20 protein-coding genes are annotated in these 20,051 nt (G+C 72.4%); 14 read left to right on the plus strand and 6 right to left on the minus strand.

Annotation, left to right across the window (positions count from 1 at the left end):
* Positions 1-9 precede the first annotated feature (9 nt).
* Both AB0H53_RS20115 and AB0H53_RS20120 read right to left on the minus strand, forming a co-directional pair.
* Positions 10-1,332, minus strand: a complete 1,323-nt coding sequence (locus AB0H53_RS20115; protein WP_362114828.1) for a D-arabinono-1,4-lactone oxidase — start codon at positions 1,330-1,332, stop codon at positions 10-12.
* Positions 1,289-2,533, minus strand: a complete 1,245-nt coding sequence (locus AB0H53_RS20120; protein WP_362114831.1) for an MFS transporter — start codon at positions 2,531-2,533, stop codon at positions 1,289-1,291. Before AB0H53_RS20120 ends, AB0H53_RS20115 begins: the two co-directional genes overlap by 44 nt.
* 107 nt (positions 2,534-2,640) lie before the next feature.
* Here AB0H53_RS20120 and AB0H53_RS20125 point away from each other — a divergent pair, with 107 nt between their 5' ends.
* The gene (locus AB0H53_RS20125; protein WP_362114834.1) at positions 2,641-3,768 is read left to right on the plus strand and encodes a ferrochelatase; all 1,128 of its coding nucleotides are present in this window, start codon (positions 2,641-2,643) and stop codon (positions 3,766-3,768) included.
* Positions 3,769-3,777: 9 nt separating this feature from the next.
* Entirely contained in the window at positions 3,778-4,578 is an 801-nt protein-coding gene (locus tag AB0H53_RS20130; protein WP_362114837.1) for an inositol monophosphatase family protein, read from the plus strand.
* Positions 4,579-4,705: 127 nt separating this feature from the next.
* On the opposite strand, the gene AB0H53_RS20135 is transcribed toward AB0H53_RS20130, so the two are convergent.
* Complete coding sequence (locus AB0H53_RS20135; RefSeq protein WP_362114840.1) at positions 4,706-4,885, minus strand: hypothetical protein; 180 nt, start codon at positions 4,883-4,885, stop codon at positions 4,706-4,708.
* Positions 4,886-5,229: 344 nt separating this feature from the next.
* Here AB0H53_RS20135 and AB0H53_RS20140 point away from each other — a divergent pair, with 344 nt between their 5' ends.
* The 4 genes from AB0H53_RS20140 (at position 5,230) to AB0H53_RS20155 (ending at position 8,716) form a co-directional block, all read left to right on the plus strand.
* Positions 5,230-5,883, plus strand: a complete 654-nt coding sequence (locus tag AB0H53_RS20140) for a response regulator transcription factor (RefSeq protein ID WP_362114843.1) — start codon at positions 5,230-5,232, stop codon at positions 5,881-5,883.
* A gap of 5 nt (positions 5,884-5,888) precedes the next feature.
* Positions 5,889-7,115 (plus strand): HAMP domain-containing sensor histidine kinase, encoded by a 1,227-nt coding sequence (locus tag AB0H53_RS20145; RefSeq protein ID WP_362114846.1) that lies wholly within the window; start codon positions 5,889-5,891, stop codon positions 7,113-7,115.
* 395 nt (positions 7,116-7,510) lie between these two features.
* Positions 7,511-7,807: a DUF4193 domain-containing protein gene (locus tag AB0H53_RS20150; RefSeq protein ID WP_003955561.1), complete on the plus strand. Its 297-nt coding sequence runs from the start codon at positions 7,511-7,513 to the stop codon at positions 7,805-7,807.
* Between the two features lie 12 nt (positions 7,808-7,819).
* Positions 7,820-8,716 (plus strand): hypothetical protein, encoded by an 897-nt coding sequence (locus AB0H53_RS20155; RefSeq protein WP_362114849.1) that lies wholly within the window; start codon positions 7,820-7,822, stop codon positions 8,714-8,716.
* Here AB0H53_RS20155 and AB0H53_RS20160 read toward each other — a convergent pair.
* Complete coding sequence (locus AB0H53_RS20160; protein WP_362114852.1) at positions 8,713-9,240, minus strand: DUF3093 domain-containing protein; 528 nt, start codon at positions 9,238-9,240, stop codon at positions 8,713-8,715. The two genes, AB0H53_RS20155 and AB0H53_RS20160, sit on opposite strands and share 4 nt — an antisense overlap.
* A 58-nt stretch (positions 9,241-9,298) precedes the next feature.
* On the opposite strand from AB0H53_RS20160, the gene AB0H53_RS20165 reads away from it, so the two are divergent.
* The 7 genes from AB0H53_RS20165 to AB0H53_RS20195 all read left to right on the plus strand — a co-directional run bounded on the left by AB0H53_RS20165 (position 9,299) and on the right by AB0H53_RS20195 (position 15,802).
* A complete protein-coding gene (locus AB0H53_RS20165) occupies positions 9,299-9,874 on the plus strand; it encodes a PaaI family thioesterase (RefSeq protein ID WP_362114855.1) in 576 nt (191 codons plus the stop codon).
* Positions 9,874-10,386, plus strand: a complete 513-nt coding sequence (gene dut, locus AB0H53_RS20170) for a dUTP diphosphatase (RefSeq protein WP_362114858.1) — start codon at positions 9,874-9,876, stop codon at positions 10,384-10,386. The genes AB0H53_RS20165 and dut overlap by 1 nt, the downstream gene beginning before the upstream one ends.
* Before the next feature lies 1 nt (position 10,387).
* A complete protein-coding gene (locus AB0H53_RS20175; protein ID WP_362114861.1) occupies positions 10,388-11,152 on the plus strand; it encodes a DUF3710 domain-containing protein in 765 nt (254 codons plus the stop codon).
* 237 nt (positions 11,153-11,389) lie between these two features.
* Positions 11,390-13,933: a sensor histidine kinase KdpD gene (locus AB0H53_RS20180; RefSeq protein ID WP_362114864.1), complete on the plus strand. Its 2,544-nt coding sequence runs from the start codon at positions 11,390-11,392 to the stop codon at positions 13,931-13,933.
* Entirely contained in the window at positions 13,930-14,640 is a 711-nt protein-coding gene (locus tag AB0H53_RS20185; protein ID WP_362114867.1) for a response regulator, read from the plus strand. Before AB0H53_RS20180 ends, AB0H53_RS20185 begins: the two co-directional genes overlap by 4 nt.
* Positions 14,641-14,650: 10 nt before the next feature.
* The gene (locus tag AB0H53_RS20190; RefSeq protein ID WP_362114870.1) at positions 14,651-15,049 is read left to right on the plus strand and encodes an OB-fold nucleic acid binding domain-containing protein; all 399 of its coding nucleotides are present in this window, start codon (positions 14,651-14,653) and stop codon (positions 15,047-15,049) included.
* A gap of 3 nt (positions 15,050-15,052) precedes the next feature.
* Positions 15,053-15,802, plus strand: coding sequence for a DUF3159 domain-containing protein (locus AB0H53_RS20195; protein ID WP_362114873.1), 750 nt, complete (start codon positions 15,053-15,055; stop codon positions 15,800-15,802).
* A gap of 520 nt (positions 15,803-16,322) precedes the next feature.
* Here AB0H53_RS20195 and AB0H53_RS20200 read toward each other — a convergent pair.
* Entirely contained in the window at positions 16,323-17,000 is a 678-nt protein-coding gene (locus AB0H53_RS20200; RefSeq protein WP_362114876.1) for a TrkA family potassium uptake protein, read from the minus strand.
* Positions 17,000-17,668, minus strand: a complete 669-nt coding sequence (locus AB0H53_RS20205) for a TrkA family potassium uptake protein (RefSeq protein ID WP_362114879.1) — start codon at positions 17,666-17,668, stop codon at positions 17,000-17,002. The genes AB0H53_RS20200 and AB0H53_RS20205 overlap by 1 nt, the downstream gene beginning before the upstream one ends.
* Positions 17,669-17,973: 305 nt before the next feature.
* Between AB0H53_RS20205 and AB0H53_RS20210 the strand changes: the two genes are divergently transcribed.
* Positions 17,974-20,022, plus strand: a complete 2,049-nt coding sequence (locus AB0H53_RS20210) for an APC family permease (protein WP_362114882.1) — start codon at positions 17,974-17,976, stop codon at positions 20,020-20,022.
* Positions 20,023-20,051 lie beyond the last annotated feature (29 nt).

A 20,051-nucleotide genomic window follows, 5' to 3' on the forward strand; every position in this document is an offset into this window, starting at 1 on the left:
CCGGCCGGCTCAGTCGCCCAGCACCCGCCGCAGGTAGTCGTTGCCGAACAGCCGGTCCGGGTCCAGCCGGTCGCGCACCGCGGTGAACTCCCCGAACCGGGGGTACACGCCGGCGAGGTACCCGGCGTCGCGGGTGTGCAGCTTGCCCCAGTGCGGCCGGCCCCCGTGCGCCGTCAGGATGCGTTCCGCCGCCGTGAAATAGGCCCGGTGGGGCGTGCCCTTGTACATGTGCACGGCGATGTACGCGCTGTCGCGGCCCGACGCGGTGGAGAGCGGGATGTCGTCCGCGGGCGCGGTGCGCACCTCCACGGGGAAACTCACCCGCAGCGGCGAGCGGTCGATCATCGCCTTCAGCTCGCGCAGCGCCCCGATGGCGGCCTCGCGCGGAAGGGCGTACTCCATCTCCAGGAAGCGCACCCGGCGGGGGCTGGTGAAGACCTGGTGCGGGATGTCGGTGTAGGTACGGGCCGACAGGGCCCGGCTGGAGAGCCTGGCGATCGCCGGGACGGTCGCGGGCACCGCCCGGCCGATCGCGTTGGCCACCTGGAAGAGCCCGTTGGAGAGGAACTCGTCCTCGATCCAGCCGCTGATCCGGCCGGGCGGGTTCGCCGGGCCGGCACTGCGGTTGTTGCGCTTGGTGGTGCAGTTGCCGGTGTGCGGGAACCAGTAGAACTCGAAGTGCTCGTTCTCCGTGTACAGCGCCTCGAACTCCTCGGTGACCCGGTCGAAGGTCATCGGCTCCTCGCGCGCGGTGAGCAGGAACAGCGGCTCCACCGCGAAGGTGACCGCGGAGATCACGCCGAGCGCGCCGAGCCCGATCCGGGCGGCCGCGAAGACCTCGGGGTGCTCCTCGCGGGAACAGGTCATCACCCGGCCGTCGGCCGTGACCAGCTCCAGCTCGCTGATCTGGGCCGCGATGGACGCCGAGTCCCGTCCGGTGCCGTGCGTGCCGGTGCTGATCGCGCCCGCGACCGTCTGCTCCATGATGTCGCCCATGTTGGTGAGCGACAGGCCCTCCCGGGCCAGGGCCGTGTTCAGCCGCCTCAGCGGTGTCCCGGACTCCACGGTCACGGTCATCGCCCGCCGGTCGATCCGCCGGATCCCGGTGAGCAGGTCGGGCCGGACCAGCACACCGTCGGTCGCGGCTATCGCGGTGAAGGAGTGGCCGGTGCCGACGGTCTTGACGCGCAGGCCCTCCCCGGCGGCCCGGCGGACCGTTTCGGCGAGCTCCGCGACCGAGGCCGGGCGGGCCTCCCGTGCCGGTCTGGCGGCCACGTTCCCCGCCCAGTTACGCCATGTGGCCCTGGTCAGACTGTCGCGCGTCCCGCTCACGCTGCCCCTCCCGAGTCGGCACCGGCCCCCTGAGCCGGCGGTACCCCAGGAACGCCACCGCGGCCGCGAGCACCCCCGACACTCCGGGCACCGCGTACCCCGCCGCCGCCCCGTGCGCGTCGACCACCCAGCCGGCGGCCGAGGAGCCGAGCGCCACGCCGACCGCGAGCCCCGTACTCGTCCAGGACATGCCCTCGGTCAGTTTGGTGCGCGGTACGTGCGCTTCGACGAGAGCCATGGTCGTCACCATCGTCGGTGCGATGGCGAGGCCCGCGACAAAGAGCGCCACGGCCAGGAACGGCAGGCTCCCGGCCAGTTGGAGGGGGATCATACTCACGGCCATCGCGCAGACCCCCAGGACCCACCTGCGGGACGGCTCGCCCTTGAGGTGGAGCAGCCCGAACACCGCGCCCGCGAGACAGGAGCCCAGCGCGTACACCGCCAGCACCAGACTGGCCGCGGCCTTGTGGCCCCGCTCCTCGGCGAACGCCACCGTCACCACGTCGACCGCGCCGAAGATCGCCCCGGTGGCCACGAAGGCGGCCACCAGGACCTGGAGGCCGGGGGAGCGCAGGGCGCTGCCGCCGGTGTGCTGCTCGATCGGGTGCGGCTTCGGCTCGGTCCCGCGCTGCGCGGTCAGCCACCAGACGCCGGCCAGCAGGAACAGCGCCGCCAGCAACGGGCCCGCCTCCGGGAACCAGATGGTGGACAGGCCGATGGAGACGATCGGGCCGAAGATGAAGCACACCTCGTCGACGATCGACTCGAAGGAGTACGCGGTGTGCAGCTCACGCGCGGAACCCTGGTAGATCGTCGCCCAGCGGGCCCGGGTCATCGCGCCCACGCTGGGCACGCAGCCGGCCGCCGCGGCGAAGACGAACAGGGTCCACTCCGGGAAGTCCTGCTGGGCGCAGACCAGCAGCCCCGCGACGGCGGCGACCGCGACGAGGGTGGCCGGGCGCAGCACCCGGCGCTGACCGTGCCGGTCGACCAGGCGGGAGATCTGCGGGCCCAGCACGGCGGCGGAGACCGCCAGCGTCGCGGAGAGCGCGCCCGCCAGCCCGTAGCGCCCGGTGAGCTGGGAGACCATGGTGACGATGCCGATGCCCATCATGGCCAGGGGCATCCGGCCGAGGAAGCCCGCGGCGGAGAACCCCACGGTGCCGGGGGCGGCGAAGATCGCGCGGTAGGGACTGGGCAAGGAGTACTCCGGTAAGCCGTATGGGCAGCCTTGACAGCTTACGTTCCGCCCGCGTGTCCACGCACCGGGGTTTCCCCGCCGTCGGACCCGGGTGGCAGGATCGATCCATGTCCGATCAGCGTGATCCAGCTCCCTACGACGCCCTCCTGCTGCTCTCCTTCGGCGGGCCCGAGGGCCCCGACGACGTGGTCCCGTTCCTGGAGAACGTGACCAGGGGCCGGGGCATCCCCAAGGTACGGCTCAAGGAAGTGGGGCAGCACTACTTCCTGTTCGGCGGCGTCAGCCCCATCAACGACCAGAACCGCGCGCTGCTCGCCGCGCTGCGCGAGGACTTCGCCGCCGCCGGCCTGGACCTCCCGGTGTACTGGGGCAACCGGAACTGGGCGCCGTACCTGACCGACACCCTGCGCGAGATGGTCGCCGACGGGCGCCGCCGGATCGCCGTCCTCGCGACCAGCGCGTACGCCTCCTACTCCGGCTGCCGCCAGTACCGCGAGAACCTGGCCGACGCGCTCGCCGCGCTGGAGGCGGAAGGACTGCCCCGCCCCCGCGTCGACAAGCTGCGGCACTACTTCAACCACCCCGGGTTCGTCCGGCCCATGGTCGAGGGCGTCCTGGCGTCCCTGGCCGAGCTGGACGAGACCGTCCGCGCGGGGGCCCACCTCGCCTTCACCACGCACTCCATCCCGCTCTCCGCCGCCGACACCTCCGGCCCGGTGGAGGAGCACGGCGAGGGCGGCGCGTACGTCGCCCAGCACCTGGAGGTCGCCCGGCTGGTCGCCGAGGCGGTACGGGAGCAGACCGGCGTCGAGCACCCCTGGCGGCTCGTGTACCAGTCGCGCAGCGGCGCCCCGCACATCCCGTGGCTGGAGCCGGACATCTGCGACCACCTGGAGGAGTTGCACGCCACCGGGGCGCCCGCGGCCGTGATGGTGCCGATCGGGTTCGTGTCGGACCACATGGAGGTCCTGTACGACCTGGACACCGAGGCCACCGCCAAGGCCGCCGAGCTCGGGCTGCCGGTGCGCAGGTCCGCCACCGTCGGCGCCGACCCCCGGTTCGCCGCCGCCGTCCGCGACCTGCTCCTGGAACGCGCTGCCGCCGAGCGGGGCACCGCCGTGGAGCGGTGCCTGCTGGGCGCCCTGGGCCCCTCGCACGACCTGTGCCCGGTCGGCTGCTGCCCGGCCAGGACCCAGCGGCCCGCGGCGGCGGGCGCCGACAGCCCCTACGCCTGAGGAGACGCCGTGTCCGACCCGCTGCTGACCGAACTGCTGGACCTGGCCCTGGAGGCCGCCCGCCGGGCCGGCGCGCTGCTGCGCGACGGCCGGCCGGCCGACCTGGAGGTGGCGGCGACCAAGTCGAGCCCCATCGACGTGGTCACCGAGATGGACATCGCGGCGGAGAAGCTGATCACCGGTTTCCTGGCCGAGCACCGCCCCGACGACGGCCTGCTCGGCGAGGAGGGTGGCGTCACCGAGGGGACCAGCGGCATCCGCTGGGTGGTCGACCCGCTGGACGGCACGGTGAACTACCTGTACGGCCTGCCCACCTGGGCGGTCTCCGTGGCCGCCGAGCGGGACGGGGAGACCGTGGTGGGCGTCGTCGAGGCGCCGATGCGCGGGGAGACGTTCCACGCGGTCCTCGGCGGCGGGGCCCGTCTCAACGGCCGGGCCGTGCGCTGCCGGCCCGCCGCACCGCTGGAGCGGGCCCTGGTGTCGACCGGGTTCAACTACGTGACCGCGGTCCGCTCCCACCAGGCGGAGGTGGCGCACCGGCTCATCCCGCTGGTGCGCGACATCCGCCGCGGCGGCTCGGCCGCCATCGACCTGGCCGACGTCGCCGCCGGCCGTCTGGACGGGTACTACGAGCGCGGCCTCAGCCCCTGGGACCTGGCCGCCGGGGCCCTGATCGCCCGCGAGGCCGGCGCCCTGACCGGGGGCCGCCCCGGCGGCCCGCCGTCGGGGGAGCTGACGGTGGCGGCCCCGCCGGGGGTCTTCGAGCCGCTCCAGCGGCTCCTGGAGGAGTACGGGGCCTGGCACGACTAGGCGGTGCCGGGCGGCCCGGTGAGGGGCGCCGCGCACGCGGCAGGGCCCCGGTGCCCGAGGGAGGCACCGGGGCCCTTCACGTGCCGGCGCGCCGGGTCCGCCGACCGCCGGCGGGGCGGTCAGGCGGTCAGGCGGTCACGGCGGTGCGGGCGACCTCCACGCCGTGCTCGGCGGCCAGGCGGTGCAGATCCTCGAGCTCGGCCTGTTCGACGTCCGCGAGGAAGTCGTCGCCCGTCTCGCGAGCCCGCGTGAGGTCGGTCTCCGTGGCCCTTATGCGCTGCAGGAGTCCTGCGGTGAAAGCGTCCATCGTGCGCCCCCTCGTCATGGGTCGGTGGCACGGGGGTGTGCCGAGGGTGGATCGGTCGGACGATCACGCACGGACCTGCCTGGGGACAGAGCGGCTTGTGGCGCGCCACAGACGGGCGTGATCTCGGGTGTGCAGTCGTCCTCCCCAGCGCTTCCCTCAAGAAAACCTCAACCGGGTGGCGAGTCGGGTGAACAGCCGGAAACGGCCGCCGGCCACGGGCCGGTGCCGGGCGGCCGCAGGCCGCCTTACAGCCGGTTTACGCGCGTACGGGGCAGGATGGACACGCACAGTCAGTGTGGGAGACCTGCCCGGATCCGTCCGGGCTCGGAGGAAGGAACAACACCGTGCGCGTACTCGTCGTCGAGGACGAGCAACTGCTCGCCGATGCGGTGGCCACCGGGCTGCGCCGGGAGGCCATGGCTGTCGACGTCGTGTACGACGGGGCCGCCGCCCTGGAGCGCGTCGGGGTCAACGACTACGACGTGGTCGTCCTGGACCGCGACCTGCCGCTGGTGCACGGGGACGACGTCTGCCGCCGCATCGTCGACCTGGGCATGCCCACCCGGGTCCTGATGCTCACGGCGTCCGGCGACGTCAGCGACCGCGTCGAGGGCCTGGAGCTGGGCGCGGACGACTACCTGCCCAAGCCCTTCGCGTTCAGCGAGCTCATCGCGCGGGTGCGGGCGCTGGGCCGGCGGACGACCGTGCCGCTGCCGCCGGTCCTCGAACGGGCGGGGATCAAGCTCGACCCCAACCGCCGCGAGGTGTTCCGCGACGGCCGGGAGATCCAGCTCGCCCCCAAGGAGTTCGCCGTGCTGGAGGTCCTGATGCGCAGCGAGGGCGCGGTCGTCTCGGCCGAGCAGCTCCTGGAGAAGGCCTGGGACGAGAACACCGACCCGTTCACCAACGTCGTACGGGTCACGGTCATGACGCTGCGCCGCAAGCTCGGGGAGCCGCCGGTGATCGTCACCGTGCCCGGCTCCGGTTACCGGATCTGACCGCCGTGGCGACGACTCCCGCGCCACCACAGGCGCCCCCGAAACCCACCTGGGACCCCAGGGAACCGGTCCGCCCCTGGCTGCGCCCGACGATCCGGATACGGCTCACCCTGCTGTACGGCGGGATGTTCCTGATCGCCGGCATCCTGCTGCTGTCGATCATCTATCTGCTGGCCGCGCAGGCGATGCACGTGGGCAACGAGCTGCCGTTCCGCATCGTCAAGGGTGAGGTGACCAGCGAGGCGTGCACCTTCCCGGTCGGGGCCGACGCCGACCGGTTCAACGCGGCCATGAACGCCTGCGTCAACGAGCAGCGCCAGCACGCGCTGGACGACCTGCTGCGCAGGTCGCTGTTCGCGCTGCTGGGGCTGAGCATCATCGCCTTCGCCTTCGGCTACGCGATGGCGGGCCGGGTGCTGTCCCCGCTGGGCCGGATCACCCGCACCGCCCGCCAGGTGGCCGGCTCCGACCTCACCCGGCGCATCGAGCTGGACGGCCCGGACGACGAGCTCAAGGAGCTCGCGGACACCTTCGACGACATGTTGGACCGGCTGGAGCGGGCGTTCACCGCCCAGCAGCGGTTCGTCGCCAACGCCTCGCACGAGCTGCGCACACCGCTGGCGATCAACCGCACGCTGCTGGAGGTGCACCTCTCCGACCCGGGCGCCCCGGTGGAGCTCCAGCAGCTCGGCAAGACCCTGCTGGCCACCAATGAGCGCAGTGAGCAGCTGGTCGAGGGGCTGCTGCTGCTCGCCCGCAGCGACAACGAGATCGTCGAGCGCAAGCCGGTCGACCTGGCCGAGGTGGCCTCGCGGGCCATCGACCAGACGCGTGCCGAGGCCGAGGCCAAGGGCGTGGAGATCCGCGGCGAGCGCGCGCCGGCCGTGGTGCAGGGCAATGGCGTGCTGCTGGAGCGGATCGCCCTGAACCTGGTGCAGAACGCCGTGCGCTACAACCTGGCGGAGGACGGGTGGGTGGAGGTGATCACCCAGGTCCAGCACGGCCAGGCGGTGCTGGTGGTGTCGAACACCGGCCCGGTGGTCCCCGCCTACGAGATCGACAACCTCTTCGAGCCGTTCCGGCGGCTGCGGCAGGACCGCACCGGCAGCGACAAGGGCGTCGGTCTGGGCCTGTCGATCGCCCGGTCGGTCGCGCGGGCCCACGGGGGCCGTATCATCGCGGAGCCCCGCGAGGGCGGAGGGCTCGTGATGCGGGTCACCCTGCCCACGTGACCCAGCGGGGTCGGAGGAGAAAACGTGTTCGCTTTGCGCGGAATCCTCGGGGGCGGCCCCCGGTGAATCCCTGTGTGATCGATCACAGAAGGTCAATTCCGACCATCTACTCTCCGTGATCAACAATTCCCCGGAAAACCGGGAAAAGTCCGGGTTTCCCGGGGGTCTGATCACGGGAAGTACACGGGGTGGCGCCCGCCAAGCACGACCTGAGGACCGTGTACGGTCCCCTTCGCCACCCAAACCCGATCGCTCCCGAGGGGTCCGGTTGGGTGTCGATTGAGTAACAGACCTTGATGTGAGGCAAAATCTCCGCCTCAGGTCGGGCACAAGTCCGGCCTCTCACGCGTTACGTGCGCTGGAGACACCGCAAACACCCAGAGGGGGAGAGCGACATGGCAACGGACTACGACACCCCACGCAAGACCGACGACGACGTCGACTCGGACAGCCTTGAAGAACTGAAGGCCCGGCGCAACGACAAGTCGACCTCCACGGTCGACGTCGACGAGTTCGAGGCCGCCGAGGGCCTGGAACTGCCCGGCGCGGACCTCTCCAACGAGGAACTCGCCGTCCGGGTCCTGCCCAAGCAGGCCGACGAGTTCACCTGCATGAGCTGCTTCCTCGTGCACCACCGCAGCCAGCTGGCGCGCGAGAAGAACGGTCAGCCCATCTGCCGAGACTGCGACTGAGGTCGATCGGCCGTGGCAGGCGACACCCCGTCCCGGAAGCGACGTTTCCGGCTCCGTAGGAAGCCGGAGACGTATCGGAGCGGCGCCGGCCCGGCACAAGGCGCTCCCGACGCGCCCGCCGAGCACTCCGCTCCCCTGCCCTCCCCCGACGCACGTCACGACGAGCGGGGCCACCCGGCCTCGCTCGCAGCAGCGCGGGAGGACGGGGCCCCGGTCAGGGGACGCCGCATGGACGCCGTCAGGCACGGCGTGAGGAAGGGACGCGAGGGAGCCAGGGCGGGCCTGGCCCATCTCGCCGACCGCATCATCGACACCGCCCCGCGCGTTCCCGTCCGGGACCTGGCCGCCCTGCGCAAGCAGTTCCCCGGCCTCGGCCCCGAGGAACTCGCCGACAAGCTCGTCGCGGGCGCTGCCAACGCCACCTCCACCGTCGGAGCGGGCGTCGGCGCCGCCGCCATGCTCCCCGTACCCCCCGCGATGCCGGCCGAGCTGGCCGCGGAGATCACCGGCGTCGCGGCGATCGAGCTCAAGCTCATCGCCGAGCTGCACGAGGTCTACGGCCTGCGGCCACCGGGCAACCTCAGGGAACGCGCGAGCGCGTACCTGACCTCCTGGACGGAGGAGCGCGGCATCGACGTCACCAGGCCCACCACCGTCAACGCCGCCCTCGGCAACCGGATGAAGCGCGAACTGCGCCAGCGGATCATGAAGCGCACCATCCGCAACCTGCCGAACCTGATGCCTTTCATGGTCGGCGCGGCCGTCGGCGCGGTGATGAACCACCGCGACACCAGGAACCTCGCCGAACGCATCCGAACGGACCTGCGCCGCCGCCAGGTGCCCTGGGACGCCCTGCCCGAGCTGCCCGCGCTGGAGCAGCCGGCCAACCCCGGGGAGCTCGGCCTCTAGCCCCGGCCGCCGGCCCCCGACGTGCGCTCCGACTCGGCGCGCACCTGCGCCAGCGCCGCCACCAGGGCGCCGGGCGCACGGCTGGACAGATAGACGTACGGAGTCGGGTCGGCCGGATCCGTCACCTCGATCCGCACCGCTTCCGGGATGTAGCCCCGCAGCAGCATGAACGCGCGCGGATCCGCCTTGTGGGTACGCCAGGCGCGTGCCTCCTCCGCGTCCAGCACCTCCGGCTCGCCCAGCGCCGACACCGGGATCCGGGCGTCCCCCGCGACCAGCGAGCCCGCCACCACGCGGATGCGGGCCGAGCCGTAGGAGCTGACCCCCACCGCCGCCAGCGCGCCCGCCAGGATCAGCCCGCCGAGCAGCGGGAGGGTGCCCAGCGGCAGCATGATCAGACCGCCCGAGACGGCCACCAGGACGGCGATCAGCCACCAGGACCGGGGGGCGGTGAGACGTTCGTCGTACCGAGGGGCGGAGCCGGGGGCGGACGACGGGCCGGGAGCCGGGACGGAAGGCTGCATACACCCAAGCTTGGCACGGCGCGACCGCGGCCCGGCCGCGCGGGTAAGGTCTGCGGCTGTGAGCACTGCACTGACGCCTCCCGCCGAGGCCATACCGCCGGTACGGCACCCCGACGCGCCCGCCCCCGGCGAGCTGCTCGGCGCCCATTACGAGCACTGCTTCGGCTGCGGCGGCGGCCAGCCCCACGGGCTGCACCTCCAGGCGCGGGCCGGCGAGGGCGTGACCGTCACCGCCGGGTTCACGGTGACCACCGACCACCAGGGCGCCCCCGGCCTGGCGCACGGCGGCGTCCTGGCCACCGCGCTGGACGAGACCCTCGGCTCGCTGAACTGGCTGCTGCGGGTGATCGCGGTGACCGGCCGGCTGGAGACGGACTTCGTCCGCCCGGTGCCCGTCGGTACGGTGCTGCATCTGGAGGCCGAGGTCACCGCCGTGCACGGCCGCAAGATCTACTCCACGGCGACCGGACGGATCGGCGGCCCCGAGGGGCCCGTGGCGGTCCGCGCCGACGCCCTCTTCATCGAGGTCAAGGTCGATCACTTCATCGACAACGGCCGTCCGGAGGAGATCCGGGCGGCGATGGCCGACCCCGACCAGGTCCGGCGCGCCCGCGCCTTCGAGGTGAACCCCTGATGCGCAACCCTGTCGATGTGCTGATCCGCCGCCTGGACCCGGACGTGCCGCTCCCGGCGTACGGGCACCCGGGCGACGCCGGCGCCGATCTCGTGACCACCGAGGCCGCCGAACTCGCCCCCGGCGAGCGCGCGGTGCTGCCCACCGGAGTCTCCATCGCCCTGCCCGACGGGTACGCCGCCTTCGTGCACCCGCGCTCGGGGCTCGCGGCCCGCTGCGGAGTGGCCCTCGTGAATGCCCCGGGGACGGTGGATGCCGGGTACCGTGGAGAGATCAAGGTGATCGTGGTCAACCTCGACCCGCGGGAAAGCGTGCGGTTCGAACGGTTCGACCGGATCGCCCAACTGGTCGTTCAGCAAGTCGAGAAGGTCCGTTTCCACGAAGTGGCGGAGCTTCCCGGCTCGGCGCGGGCCGAGGGGGGCTTCGGGTCCACCGGCGGTCATGCCGCCGTGGAGGGCTGGACGGGTGGGAATCGATACGCTTCGGTCGTATCCGACCGGGAAGGACAGTGACGTGTTCGGACGTCGCAAGAAGAGCAGTGCCGCTGCCGACGCAGCGGGCGAGGCCGAGCAGGTCGTCGACGAGGTCGGCAGCGCCGACGCGGCGGAGGACGAGCCGCGCCGGGTGAACCTTCCGCCGGCGCCGCGGCCCGACGGCCCCTGGGACATCTCCGAGGTCTCCCGGCCCGAGGACGGCCGGGTCGACCTGGGCGGCATGTTCGTGCCCGGAGTCGAGGGCATGGAGCTGCGCGTGGAGGTCGCGGGCGACGCGATCGTCGCGGCCACGGTGGTGCTGCGGGACAGCGCCATCCAGCTGCAGGCGTTCGCCGCCCCCAAGAAGGAGGGCATCTGGGGCGAGGTACGTGAGGAGATCGCCTCCGGCATCACCCAGCAGGGCGGCGTCATCGACGAGGTCGAGGGACCGCTCGGCTGGGAGCTGCGCGCCCAGGTCCCGGTCCAGCTGCCGGACGGCACCGGCGGTGTGCAGCTGGTGCGCTTCGTCGGCGTCGACGGACCGCGCTGGTTCCTGCGCGGCGTCATCTCCGGCCAGGGCGCGGTGCAGCCGCAGACCGCCGGGCTGCTGGAGCAGGTCTTCCGGGACACCGTGGTGGTACGGGGCGAGGGCCCGATGGCGCCGCGCGACCCGATCGTCCTGAAGCTGCCGAACGACGCCCAGATGGTGCCCGAGGGCGTCCAGCAGGAGCAGCAGGAGGGCTCCCGGTTCTCCGGCGGCATGGGCCAGCTCCAGCGGGGCCCGGAGATCACCGAGGTCCGCTGACCCCGTTCCGTACGCCGTGGGCCGCACCCCCGTGCCGGGGGTGCGGCCCACCCGTATGCCGGCACCCCGCGGATGTCGGCCGACGGGTGCGTCAGAATCGCGTCAAGACGCCCCACAAGCCGCCCCCGCGTCCCGTTTGCCGGTATCCCTGGCCTTAGGGTCGACGCTGCGCGACCAGCCGTGGTAACGACGCGACGGCGACCGCCGGCGACCGACGGGCAACGACAATGAGGGGCGATGAGACGCGGCACACTCCGGATCTACCTCGGTGCGGCACCGGGCGTCGGCAAGACGTACGCGATGCTCTCCGAGGCCCACCGGCGCGTCGAGCGCGGCACCGACTGTGTGGTGGCCTTCGTGGAGCACCACGGCCGGCCCCGTACCGAAGTGATGCTGAGCGGCCTCGAACAGGTCCCCCGCAAGGAGCTCACGCACCGCGGCGGCACCTTCACCGAGATGGACGTGGACGCCGTCCTGGCGCGGCGGCCGGCCGTCGCCCTGGTCGACGAGCTCGCCCACACCAACGTCCCGGGCTCACGCCACCCCAAGCGCTGGCAGGACGTCGAGGACCTGCTCGCCGCCGGCATCGACGTGATCTCCACCGTCAACATCCAGCACCTGGAGTCGCTGGGCGACGTGGTGGAGTCCATCACCGGCGTACGCCAGCGCGAGACCGTCCCCGACGAGGTCGTCCGCCGCGCCGACCAGCTCGAACTGGTCGACATGTCGCCCCAGGCGCTGCGCCGCCGCATGGCCCACGGCAACATCTACACCTCCGACAAGGTCGACGCGGCCCTCTCCAACTACTTCCGCCCCGGCAACCTCACCGCCCTGCGCGAGCTCGCCCTGCTGTGGACCGCCGACCGGGTGGACGAGTACCTCCAGCAGTACCGGGGCGAGCACAACATCCGCACCACCTGGCAGGCCCGCGAACGCATCGTCGTCGGTCTCACCGGAGGCCCCGAGGGCCGTACGCTGATCCGCCGCGCGGCCCGGATGGCCGCCAAGGGCTCCGGCAGCGAGATCCTCGCCGTCTACATAGCCCGCAGCGACGGCCTGACCTCAGCCTCTCCCAAGGAACTGACCGTCCAGCGCACCCTGGTGGAGGACCTGGGCGGCTCCTTCCACCACGTCATAGGCGACGACATACCCTCCGCGCTGCTGGAGTTCGCCCGGGGCGTCAACGCCACCCAGATCGTCCTCGGCTCCAGCCGCCGCAAGACCTGGCAGTACGTCTTCGGCCCCGGCGTCGGCGTCACCGTCGCCCGCGACTCCGGCCCCGACCTCGACGTCCACATCGTCACCCACGAGGAGGTCGCCAGGGGCCGGGGACTGCCGGTGGCCCGCGGCGCCCGCCTGGGCCGCTCCCGCATCGTCTCCGGCTGGCTGGTCGGCCTCGCCGGGCCCGTACTGCTCGCCCTGCTCCTCACCCACGTCGACGCCGACCCGGGCCTGGCCAACGACATGCTGCTGTTCCTGTCGCTGACCGTGGCGGCGGCGCTGCTCGGCGGGCTGCTCCCGGCCCTGGCCGCGGCGGCCTCCGGCTCCCTGCTGCTCAACTGGTTCTTCGCCCCGCCCCTGTACCGGCTGACCGTCGCCGACCCCAAGAACATCGTCGCCATCACCGTCTTCTTCGGCGTCGCCGTCGCCGTCGCCTCGGTGGTCGACGTGGCCGCCCGCCGCACCCACCAGGCCGCCCGGCTGCGCGCCGAGTCGGAGGTGCTGTCCTTCCTGGCGGGCAGCGTGCTGCGCGGCGAGACCTCGCTGGACGCCCTGCTGGAACGCGTCCGCGAGACCTTCTCCATGGACTCCGTCGCCCTCCTGGAGCGGGAGAGCGACATCGCGCCCTGGTCCCGGGCCGGCAGCGTGGGCCCGCGACCCGTCGCCCGCCCCGAGGACGCCGACGTCGACATCCCGGTGGGCGACCACCTCGCGCTCGCGCTCTCCGGCCGGGTGCTGCCCGCCGAGGACCGCCGGGTGCTCGGCGCCTTCGCCGCCCAGGCCGCCGTGGTCCTGGACCGCCAGCGGCTGGTCGGCGAGGCCGAGGAGGCCCGCCGGCTCGCCGAGGGCAACCGGATCCGTACGGCGCTGCTGGCGGCCGTCAGCCACGACCTGCGCACCCCTCTGGCGGGCATCAAGGCCGCCGTGTCGTCCCTGCGCTCCGGCGACGTGGAGTGGTCCGAGGCGGACCGGGCGGAGCTCCTGGCGGGCATCGAGGACGGCGCCGACCGCCTCGACCACCTGGTCGGCAACCTGCTCGACATGTCCCGCCTCCAGACCGGCACCGTCCGGCCCATCATCCGCGGCATCGACCTGGACGAGGTCGTCCCGATGGCGCTCGGCGGCGTTCCCGACGGCAGCGCGGAGCTCGACGTCCCCGAGACCCTGCCGATGGTCGAGGTCGACAAGGGCCTGCTGGAGCGGGCCGTCGCCAACATCGTCGAGAACGCCGTCAAGTACAGCCCCGGCACCGCGCCCGTCCTGGTCTCGGCCAGCGCCATCGCCGACCGCGTCGAGCTGCGGGTGGCCGACCGGGGACCCGGCGTCCCCGACGACGCCAAGGAACGCATCTTCGAACCCTTCCAGCGCTTCGGCGACGCCCCGCGCGGCGCCGGAGTGGGTCTCGGCCTGGCCGTCGCCCGCGGTTTCGTGGAGGCGATGGGCGGCCGGCTCACCGCCGAGGACACCCCCGGCGGCGGGCTGACCATGGTCCTCACCCTCAGGGCGGCGGCCCGGACCGCCGCCGGTGCTCCCCCTCTACAGAAAGCAGGACCCTCATGACGCGGGTGCTCGTGGTGGACGACGAGCCGCAGATCGTACGCGCCCTCGTGATCAACCTGAAGGCGCGCAAGTACGAGGTCGACGCCGCGCCCGACGGCACGAGCGCACTGGAGCTGGCCGCCGCCCGCCACCCCGACGTGGTGGTGCTCGACCTGGGCCTGCCCGACATGGACGGCGTCGAGGTCATCAGGGGCCTGCGCGGCTGGACCCGGGTGCCGATCCTGGTGCTCTCCGCCCGGCACACCTCCGACGAGAAGGTCGAGGCCCTGGACGCGGGCGCCGACGACTACGTCACCAAGCCCTTCGGCATGGACGAACTGCTCGCCCGGCTGCGCGCCGCCGTCCGCAGGGCCGAGCCGCTCGGCGGCGCCGAGGACGGCACGGTCCTGGTCGAGACCGGGGGCTTCACCGTCGACCTGGCGGCGAAGAGGGTCCAGCGGGACGGGCGGGACGTCCGGCTGACACCCACCGAATGGCACCTGCTGGAGGTGCTGGTACGCAACAGCGGGCGGCTGGTCAGCCAGAAACAGCTCCTCCAGGAGGTCTGGGGGCCGTCCTACGGCACCGAGACCAACTACCTGCGGGTCTACATGGCCCAGCTCCGCCGGAAGCTGGAGGCGGACCCCTCGCACCCCCGTCACTTCATCACCGAGCCCGGCATGGGTTACCGGTTCGAGCATGGCGGCCGTGACGGTGCCGGCCGGTAGGCTTTCCGGTATGAGTGCTGCACCGCATACGGAGAAGCCGGCCGGACGCTTCCGCCGGATGCTCGACCGGCTGTCCAGCTCGCAGGGCGACCTGGAGTCGGAGGAGCTGCGCGAGGACGCGCAGGCTTCCGGGTGCATCCGCATCTCGGACTGTGACGACCGGCAGATAGTCAAGGTGACTGGTACCTTGCGGACCGTCACCCTGCGTCCCCGGGCCGGTGTGCCCGCGCTGGAGGCCGAGCTTTTCGACGGCACGGCTCCCCTGGACGTGGTGTGGCTGGGCCGGCGCTCCATCGTGGGCATAGAGCCGGGCCGCAAGCTCATCGCCTCCGGCCGGATCTCCATGAGCCACGGCCGCAGGGTCCTGTTCAACCCCAAATACGAGCTCCGACCGCTCGGACAGGAGTAGCCGGTGACGTCCCTCGACAAGCCGACCACCACGGACCAGGACGACCACGGCCGTCACGACCACCACGACGCGGCGGCAGCCAAGGCCGTGACGGAGGCCGCCCTGTTCGACGCCTTCGGCGGAGTGCGCGGCATGGTGGAGACGGTCCTGCCCGGACTGCTCTTCGTCACCATCTACACGATCAACAAGGACATGCACCTGTCGGCCCTCGCGGCCCTGGGCGTCTCCCTGCTGCTGGTGGCCGTCCGGCTGGTCCGCCGGGACACCGTCAAGCACGCCTTCAGCGGTGTCTTCGGTGTCGCCTTCGGCGTCGTCTTCGCGATGATGACCGGCAACGCCAAGGACTTCTACCTGCCCGGCATGCTCTACACGCTCGGCATGGGCCTCGCCTACATCGTGACCACGCTGGCGGGCGTCCCGCTGATCGGCCTCATCCTCGGCCCGATCTTCAAGGAGAACCTCTCCTGGCGCACCCGCAACCCGGGCCGCAAGAAGGCGTACGCCAAGGCCAGCTGGGCCTGGGGCCTGATCCTGCTGGGCAAGTGCGCCGTCCTGTTCCCGCTGTACTGGTGGGCGGACACGGAACAGCTGGGCTGGGTGCTGGTCGCCCTGAAGATCCCGCCGTTCCTGCTGGCGGTCTACCTGACGTGGGTGTTCCTGGCGAAGGCGCCGCCGCCGATCGACGTGTTCGCGGAGATGGAGGCACGGGAGGCAGCCGAGAAGGCCGCCAGGACCGCGCCCCACGACGCCTGACGCACCGCCGGGCCCGGGCATGGCCCGGCGGTACGGCCCGGCCGGTACGTCACGTCCGGGGAGGCGGCGGAGGACCGGTCCGCGGTGCCGCCCGGCCCAGCCCTCGTGACCGTCCGGCCGCCCGGCGCCCGCCCAGCCCCTCGCCACGGCCCGGCCGCCCGGCGCCGGGCCCGGCCCGGGGCCTCCCCGCCGCGAGGGCGGGGGACAGCGGCTCGGCGCGCGGAGCGTCGTACGGCCGCCCCCGCCGTGCCCGGACGCGCGGTGCCGGTACCACCCGCCCGCCGCCCCCGGCCCGCGCTCGGGGGCACCGGGCACGGGCCTCCTCGGACCCGCTCGTACGCCTGCCCCAGGACCGCCGCGTGCCGCGGAGCCGGGCCGTGCCGCACCCGCCACCTCCCGGCCCGGCCCGTCGCCGTGCCGCGCCCGCTCCCCGGCCCGGCGCCCGAGATCCCCTCCGCCCCGTCCCCGGCACGCCGGAGGGGGCCGCGGTGCACGCGGCCCCCTCCCGTGAACGGGACGGTCAGCCCGCCGCGTCCTCGCGGCGGACCGACAGCAGGTCCTCCAGTTGCTCCTCACGGGCCTGGGCGGCCACGAAGAGCAGCTCGTCACCCGCCTCCAGCGTCTCCTCCGGGCTCGGGGTGAGCACCCGGGAGCCGCGGATGATCGTCACCAGCGAGGTGTCCTCCGGCCACGCCACGTCGCCCACCTGCGTACCGGCCACCGCCGACTCCGGCGGCAGCGTCAGCTCGACGAGGTTCGCGTCCCCGTGGCTGAAGCGCAGCAGCCGGACCAGGTCGCCGACGCTCACCGCCTCCTCCACCAGCGCCGACATCAGGCGCGGCGTGGAGACCGCCACGTCGACGCCCCACGCCTCGTTGAACAGCCACTCGTTCTTGGGGTTGTTGACCCGGGCGACCACCCGGGGCACCCCGTACTCGGTCTTGGCGAGCAGCGAGACGACGAGGTTCACCTTGTCGTCGCCGGTCGCCGCGATGACCACGTTGCAGCGCTGCAGCGCCGCCTCGTCCAGCGAGGTGATCTCGCAGGCGTCGGCCAGCAGCCACTCGGCCTGCGGCACCCGCTCCACCGAGATGGCGGTGGGCGCCTTGTCGACGAGCAGCACCTCGTGCCCGTTCTCCAGCAGTTCACCGGCGATGGAACGGCCCACCGCGCCGGCGCCCGCAATAGCGACCCGCATCAGTGACCGCCCTCCTCAGGGCCCTCGGCGAACGCCGCCTCGACCTTCTCGATCTCGTCGGTCCGCATCATCACGTGGACCAGGTCGCCTTCCTGGAGGACCGTCTGCGACGTCGGCAGGACCGCCTCGCCCAGCCGGGTGAGGAACGCCACCCGCACCCCGGTCTCCTCCTGGAGCCGGCTCACCTTGTGGCCGATCCACGCCGGGGAGGTGTGCACCTCGGCGAGCTGGACACCGCCGCTCGGGTCCCGCCACAGCGGCTCGGCGCCGGACGGCAGCAGCCGCCGCAGCATCTGGTCGGCGGTCCAGCGGACCGTGGCGACCGTGGGGATGCCCAGGCGCTGGTACACCTCGGCGCGCCGCGGGTCGTAGATCCGGGCCGCGACGTTCTCGATGCCGAACATCTCCCGCGCCACTCGCGCGGCGATGATGTTGGAGTTGTCGCCGCTGCTCACCGCGGCGAACGCGCCGGCCTCCTCGATCCCCGCCTCACGCAGGGTGTCCTGGTCGAAACCGACACCGGTGACACGCCGGCCGCCGAACCCGGAGCCGAGCCGGCGGAAGGCCGTGGGGTCCTGGTCGACGACGGCGACCGTGTGCCCCTGTTGCTCCAGGGTCTGCGCGAGCGCGGCGCCCACTCGCCCGCATCCCATGATGACGATGTGCACGTCCGTTTACCCCGCACTCCTGGTCACTCTGCCGACCCGCGAAAACACCCTGCTCACTTCTCTCTCTCAGCCTGCCAGGCAACGACGAGGCAACAGCGTGCGGTGTTGCCTGATGACGAGCTTATGCCGGGACGGTGATGTTGCCCGCATCCGACGGCGTCCACGCTCCCCGCCCCGTTCCCGCCCCCCGCCCGGTCCCGTCGGCCCGCGCCCGTCCTTTCCCGTACGCGTACATGCAGCGGATTCCGTGGTGATGGGGGGTGGTGGGTGGGCGGGTCCCATTTCGAACGCTTACGATCCTCTGCGTGTCCAAACTGACCGACGTGCCCAAACGGATTCTGATCGGCCGGGCGCTGCGCAGCGACAGGCTGGGGGAAACCCTTCTCCCCAAGCGCATCGCCCTGCCCGTCTTCGCCTCCGACCCGCTCTCCTCGGTGGCGTACGCGCCTGGGGAGGTCCTGCTGGTCCTCTCCATCGCGGGTGTGTCGGCCTACCACTTCAGCCCCTGGATCGCGGCGGCCGTGGTGGTGCTGATGTTCACGGTGGTCGCCTCGTACCGGCAGAACGTGCACGCGTACCCCAGCGGTGGCGGCGACTACGAGGTCGCCAACACCAACCTCGGCCCCAAGGCCGGCCTCACCGTCGCCAGCGCGCTGCTCGTCGACTACGTCCTGACCGTCGCCGTCTCCATCTCCTCCGGGGTGGAGAACCTCGGCTCGGCCGTCCCGTTCGTCGTCGAGCACAAGGTCCTCAGCGCCGTCGTCATCATCCTTCTCCTCACGCTGATGAACCTGCGGGGCGTCAGGGAGTCGGGCAAGCTCTTCGCGATCCCCACCTACGTCTTCGTCGCGGGCGTCTTCATCATGATCGCCTGGGGTGCCTTCAAGGGCCTCGTCCTGGACGACACCATGAGGGCCCCGACCGCCGACTTCGAGATCAAGCCCGAACACCAGGGCCTGGCCGGGTTCGCGCTGGTCTTCCTGCTGCTGCGGGCGTTCTCCTCCGGCTGTGCCGCGCTCACCGGTGTGGAGGCGATCAGCAACGGCGTCCCCGCGTTCCGCAAGCCCAAGAGCAGGAACGCCGCCACCACCCTGGCCCTGATGGGCGGCCTCGCCGTCACCATGTTCTGCGGCATCATCGGCCTGGCCATGGCCACCAAGGTCAAGATGGCCGAGCAGCCGGCCCACGACCTGCTCCGCGACGGCGTGCCGGTCGGCCCCGACTACGTGCAGAACCCGGTGATCTCGCAGGTCGCCGCCGCCGTGTTCGGCCACGGCACCTTCTTCTTCGTGCTGCTGGCGGCGGCCACCGCGCTGGTGCTGTTCCTCGCCGCGAACACCGCGTACAACGGGTTCCCGCTGCTCGGCTCGATCCTCGCCCAGGACCGGTACCTGCCGCGCCAGCTCCACACCCGCGGCGACCGGCTCGCCTTCTCCAACGGCATCGTGCTGCTGGCGGGCGCCGCGATGCTGCTGGTGTGGCTGTACGGGGCGGACTCGACCCGGCTGATCCAGCTCTACATCGTCGGTGTCTTCGTCTCCTTCACGCTCAGCCAGACCGGCATGGTGCGGCACTGGAACCGCCACCTCAGGACGGAGACCGACCCGGCGGCCCGCCGCCGGATGATCCGGTCCCGCGCGATCAACACCTTCGGCGCGTTCTTCACCGGCCTGGTCCTGGTCGTCGTCCTCGCGACGAAGTTCACGCACGGCGCCTGGGTCGCGCTGCTCGGCATGGTCATCTTCTACGGCACGATGACCGCGATCCGTAAGCACTACGACCGGGTCGCCGCGGAGATCGCCGCCCCCGAGGGCCCCAGCGACGACAGCGTGCGCCCCTCCAGGGTCCACTCCATCGTCCTGGTCTCCAAGGTGCACCGGCCGACGCTGCGGGCCGTCGCGTACGCCAAGCTGATGCGCTCCGACAAGCTGGAGGCGCTGAGCATCAACGTCGACCCGGCCGAGACCAAGGCGCTCAAGACGGAGTGGGAGCGGCGCGGCATCAACGTCCCGCTGAAGATCCTCGACTCCCCGTACCGGGAGGTCACCCGCCCCGTCGTGGAGTACGTCAAGAGCCTGCGGCGCGAGAGCCCCCGGGACGCGGTCAGCGTGATCATCCCGGAGTACGTGGTGGGTCACTGGTACGAGCACCTGCTGCACAACCAGAGCGCCCTGCGCCTCAAGGGTCGGCTGCTGTTCACACCCGGGGTGATGGTGACCTCGGTGCCGTACCAGCTCCAGTCCTCCGAGGTCGCGAAGAGGCGCGAGAAGAAGCGCCAGGAGTGGAACGCGCCGGGCGCGGTGCGCCGCGGGCCCGTCGAGAAGGGCCCCAAGGAGCCGGCCGCCAAGAGCTGACCCCCGGGGCACGTAGACTGGAGGGCTGC

It is taken from the genome of Streptomyces sp. NPDC050856 (assembly GCF_040653855.1).
In the GTDB taxonomy this organism is placed as follows: Bacteria; Actinomycetota; Actinomycetes; order Streptomycetales; family Streptomycetaceae; genus Streptomyces.

Excerpts from the sequence above, each read along its gene's own strand:
- AB0H53_RS20150 (WP_003955561.1), top strand. The coding sequence starts at position 7,511 with ATGGCAACGGACTACGACACCCCACGCAAGACCGACGACGACGTCGAC.
- AB0H53_RS20160 (WP_362114852.1), bottom strand. The coding sequence starts at position 9,240 with ATGCAGCCTTCCGTCCCGGCTCCCGGCCCGTCGTCCGCCCCCGGCTCC.
- dut (WP_362114858.1), top strand. The coding sequence starts at position 9,874 with ATGCGCAACCCTGTCGATGTGCTGATCCGCCGCCTGGACCCGGACGTG.
- AB0H53_RS20185 (WP_362114867.1), top strand. The coding sequence starts at position 13,930 with ATGACGCGGGTGCTCGTGGTGGACGACGAGCCGCAGATCGTACGCGCC.
- AB0H53_RS20200 (WP_362114876.1), bottom strand. The coding sequence starts at position 17,000 with ATGCGGGTCGCTATTGCGGGCGCCGGCGCGGTGGGCCGTTCCATCGCC.
- AB0H53_RS20135 (WP_362114840.1), bottom strand. The coding sequence starts at position 4,885 with ATGGACGCTTTCACCGCAGGACTCCTGCAGCGCATAAGGGCCACGGAG.
- AB0H53_RS20190 (WP_362114870.1), top strand. The coding sequence starts at position 14,651 with ATGAGTGCTGCACCGCATACGGAGAAGCCGGCCGGACGCTTCCGCCGG.
- AB0H53_RS20125 (WP_362114834.1), top strand. The coding sequence starts at position 2,641 with ATGTCCGATCAGCGTGATCCAGCTCCCTACGACGCCCTCCTGCTGCTC.
- AB0H53_RS20180 (WP_362114864.1), top strand. The coding sequence starts at position 11,390 with ATGAGACGCGGCACACTCCGGATCTACCTCGGTGCGGCACCGGGCGTC.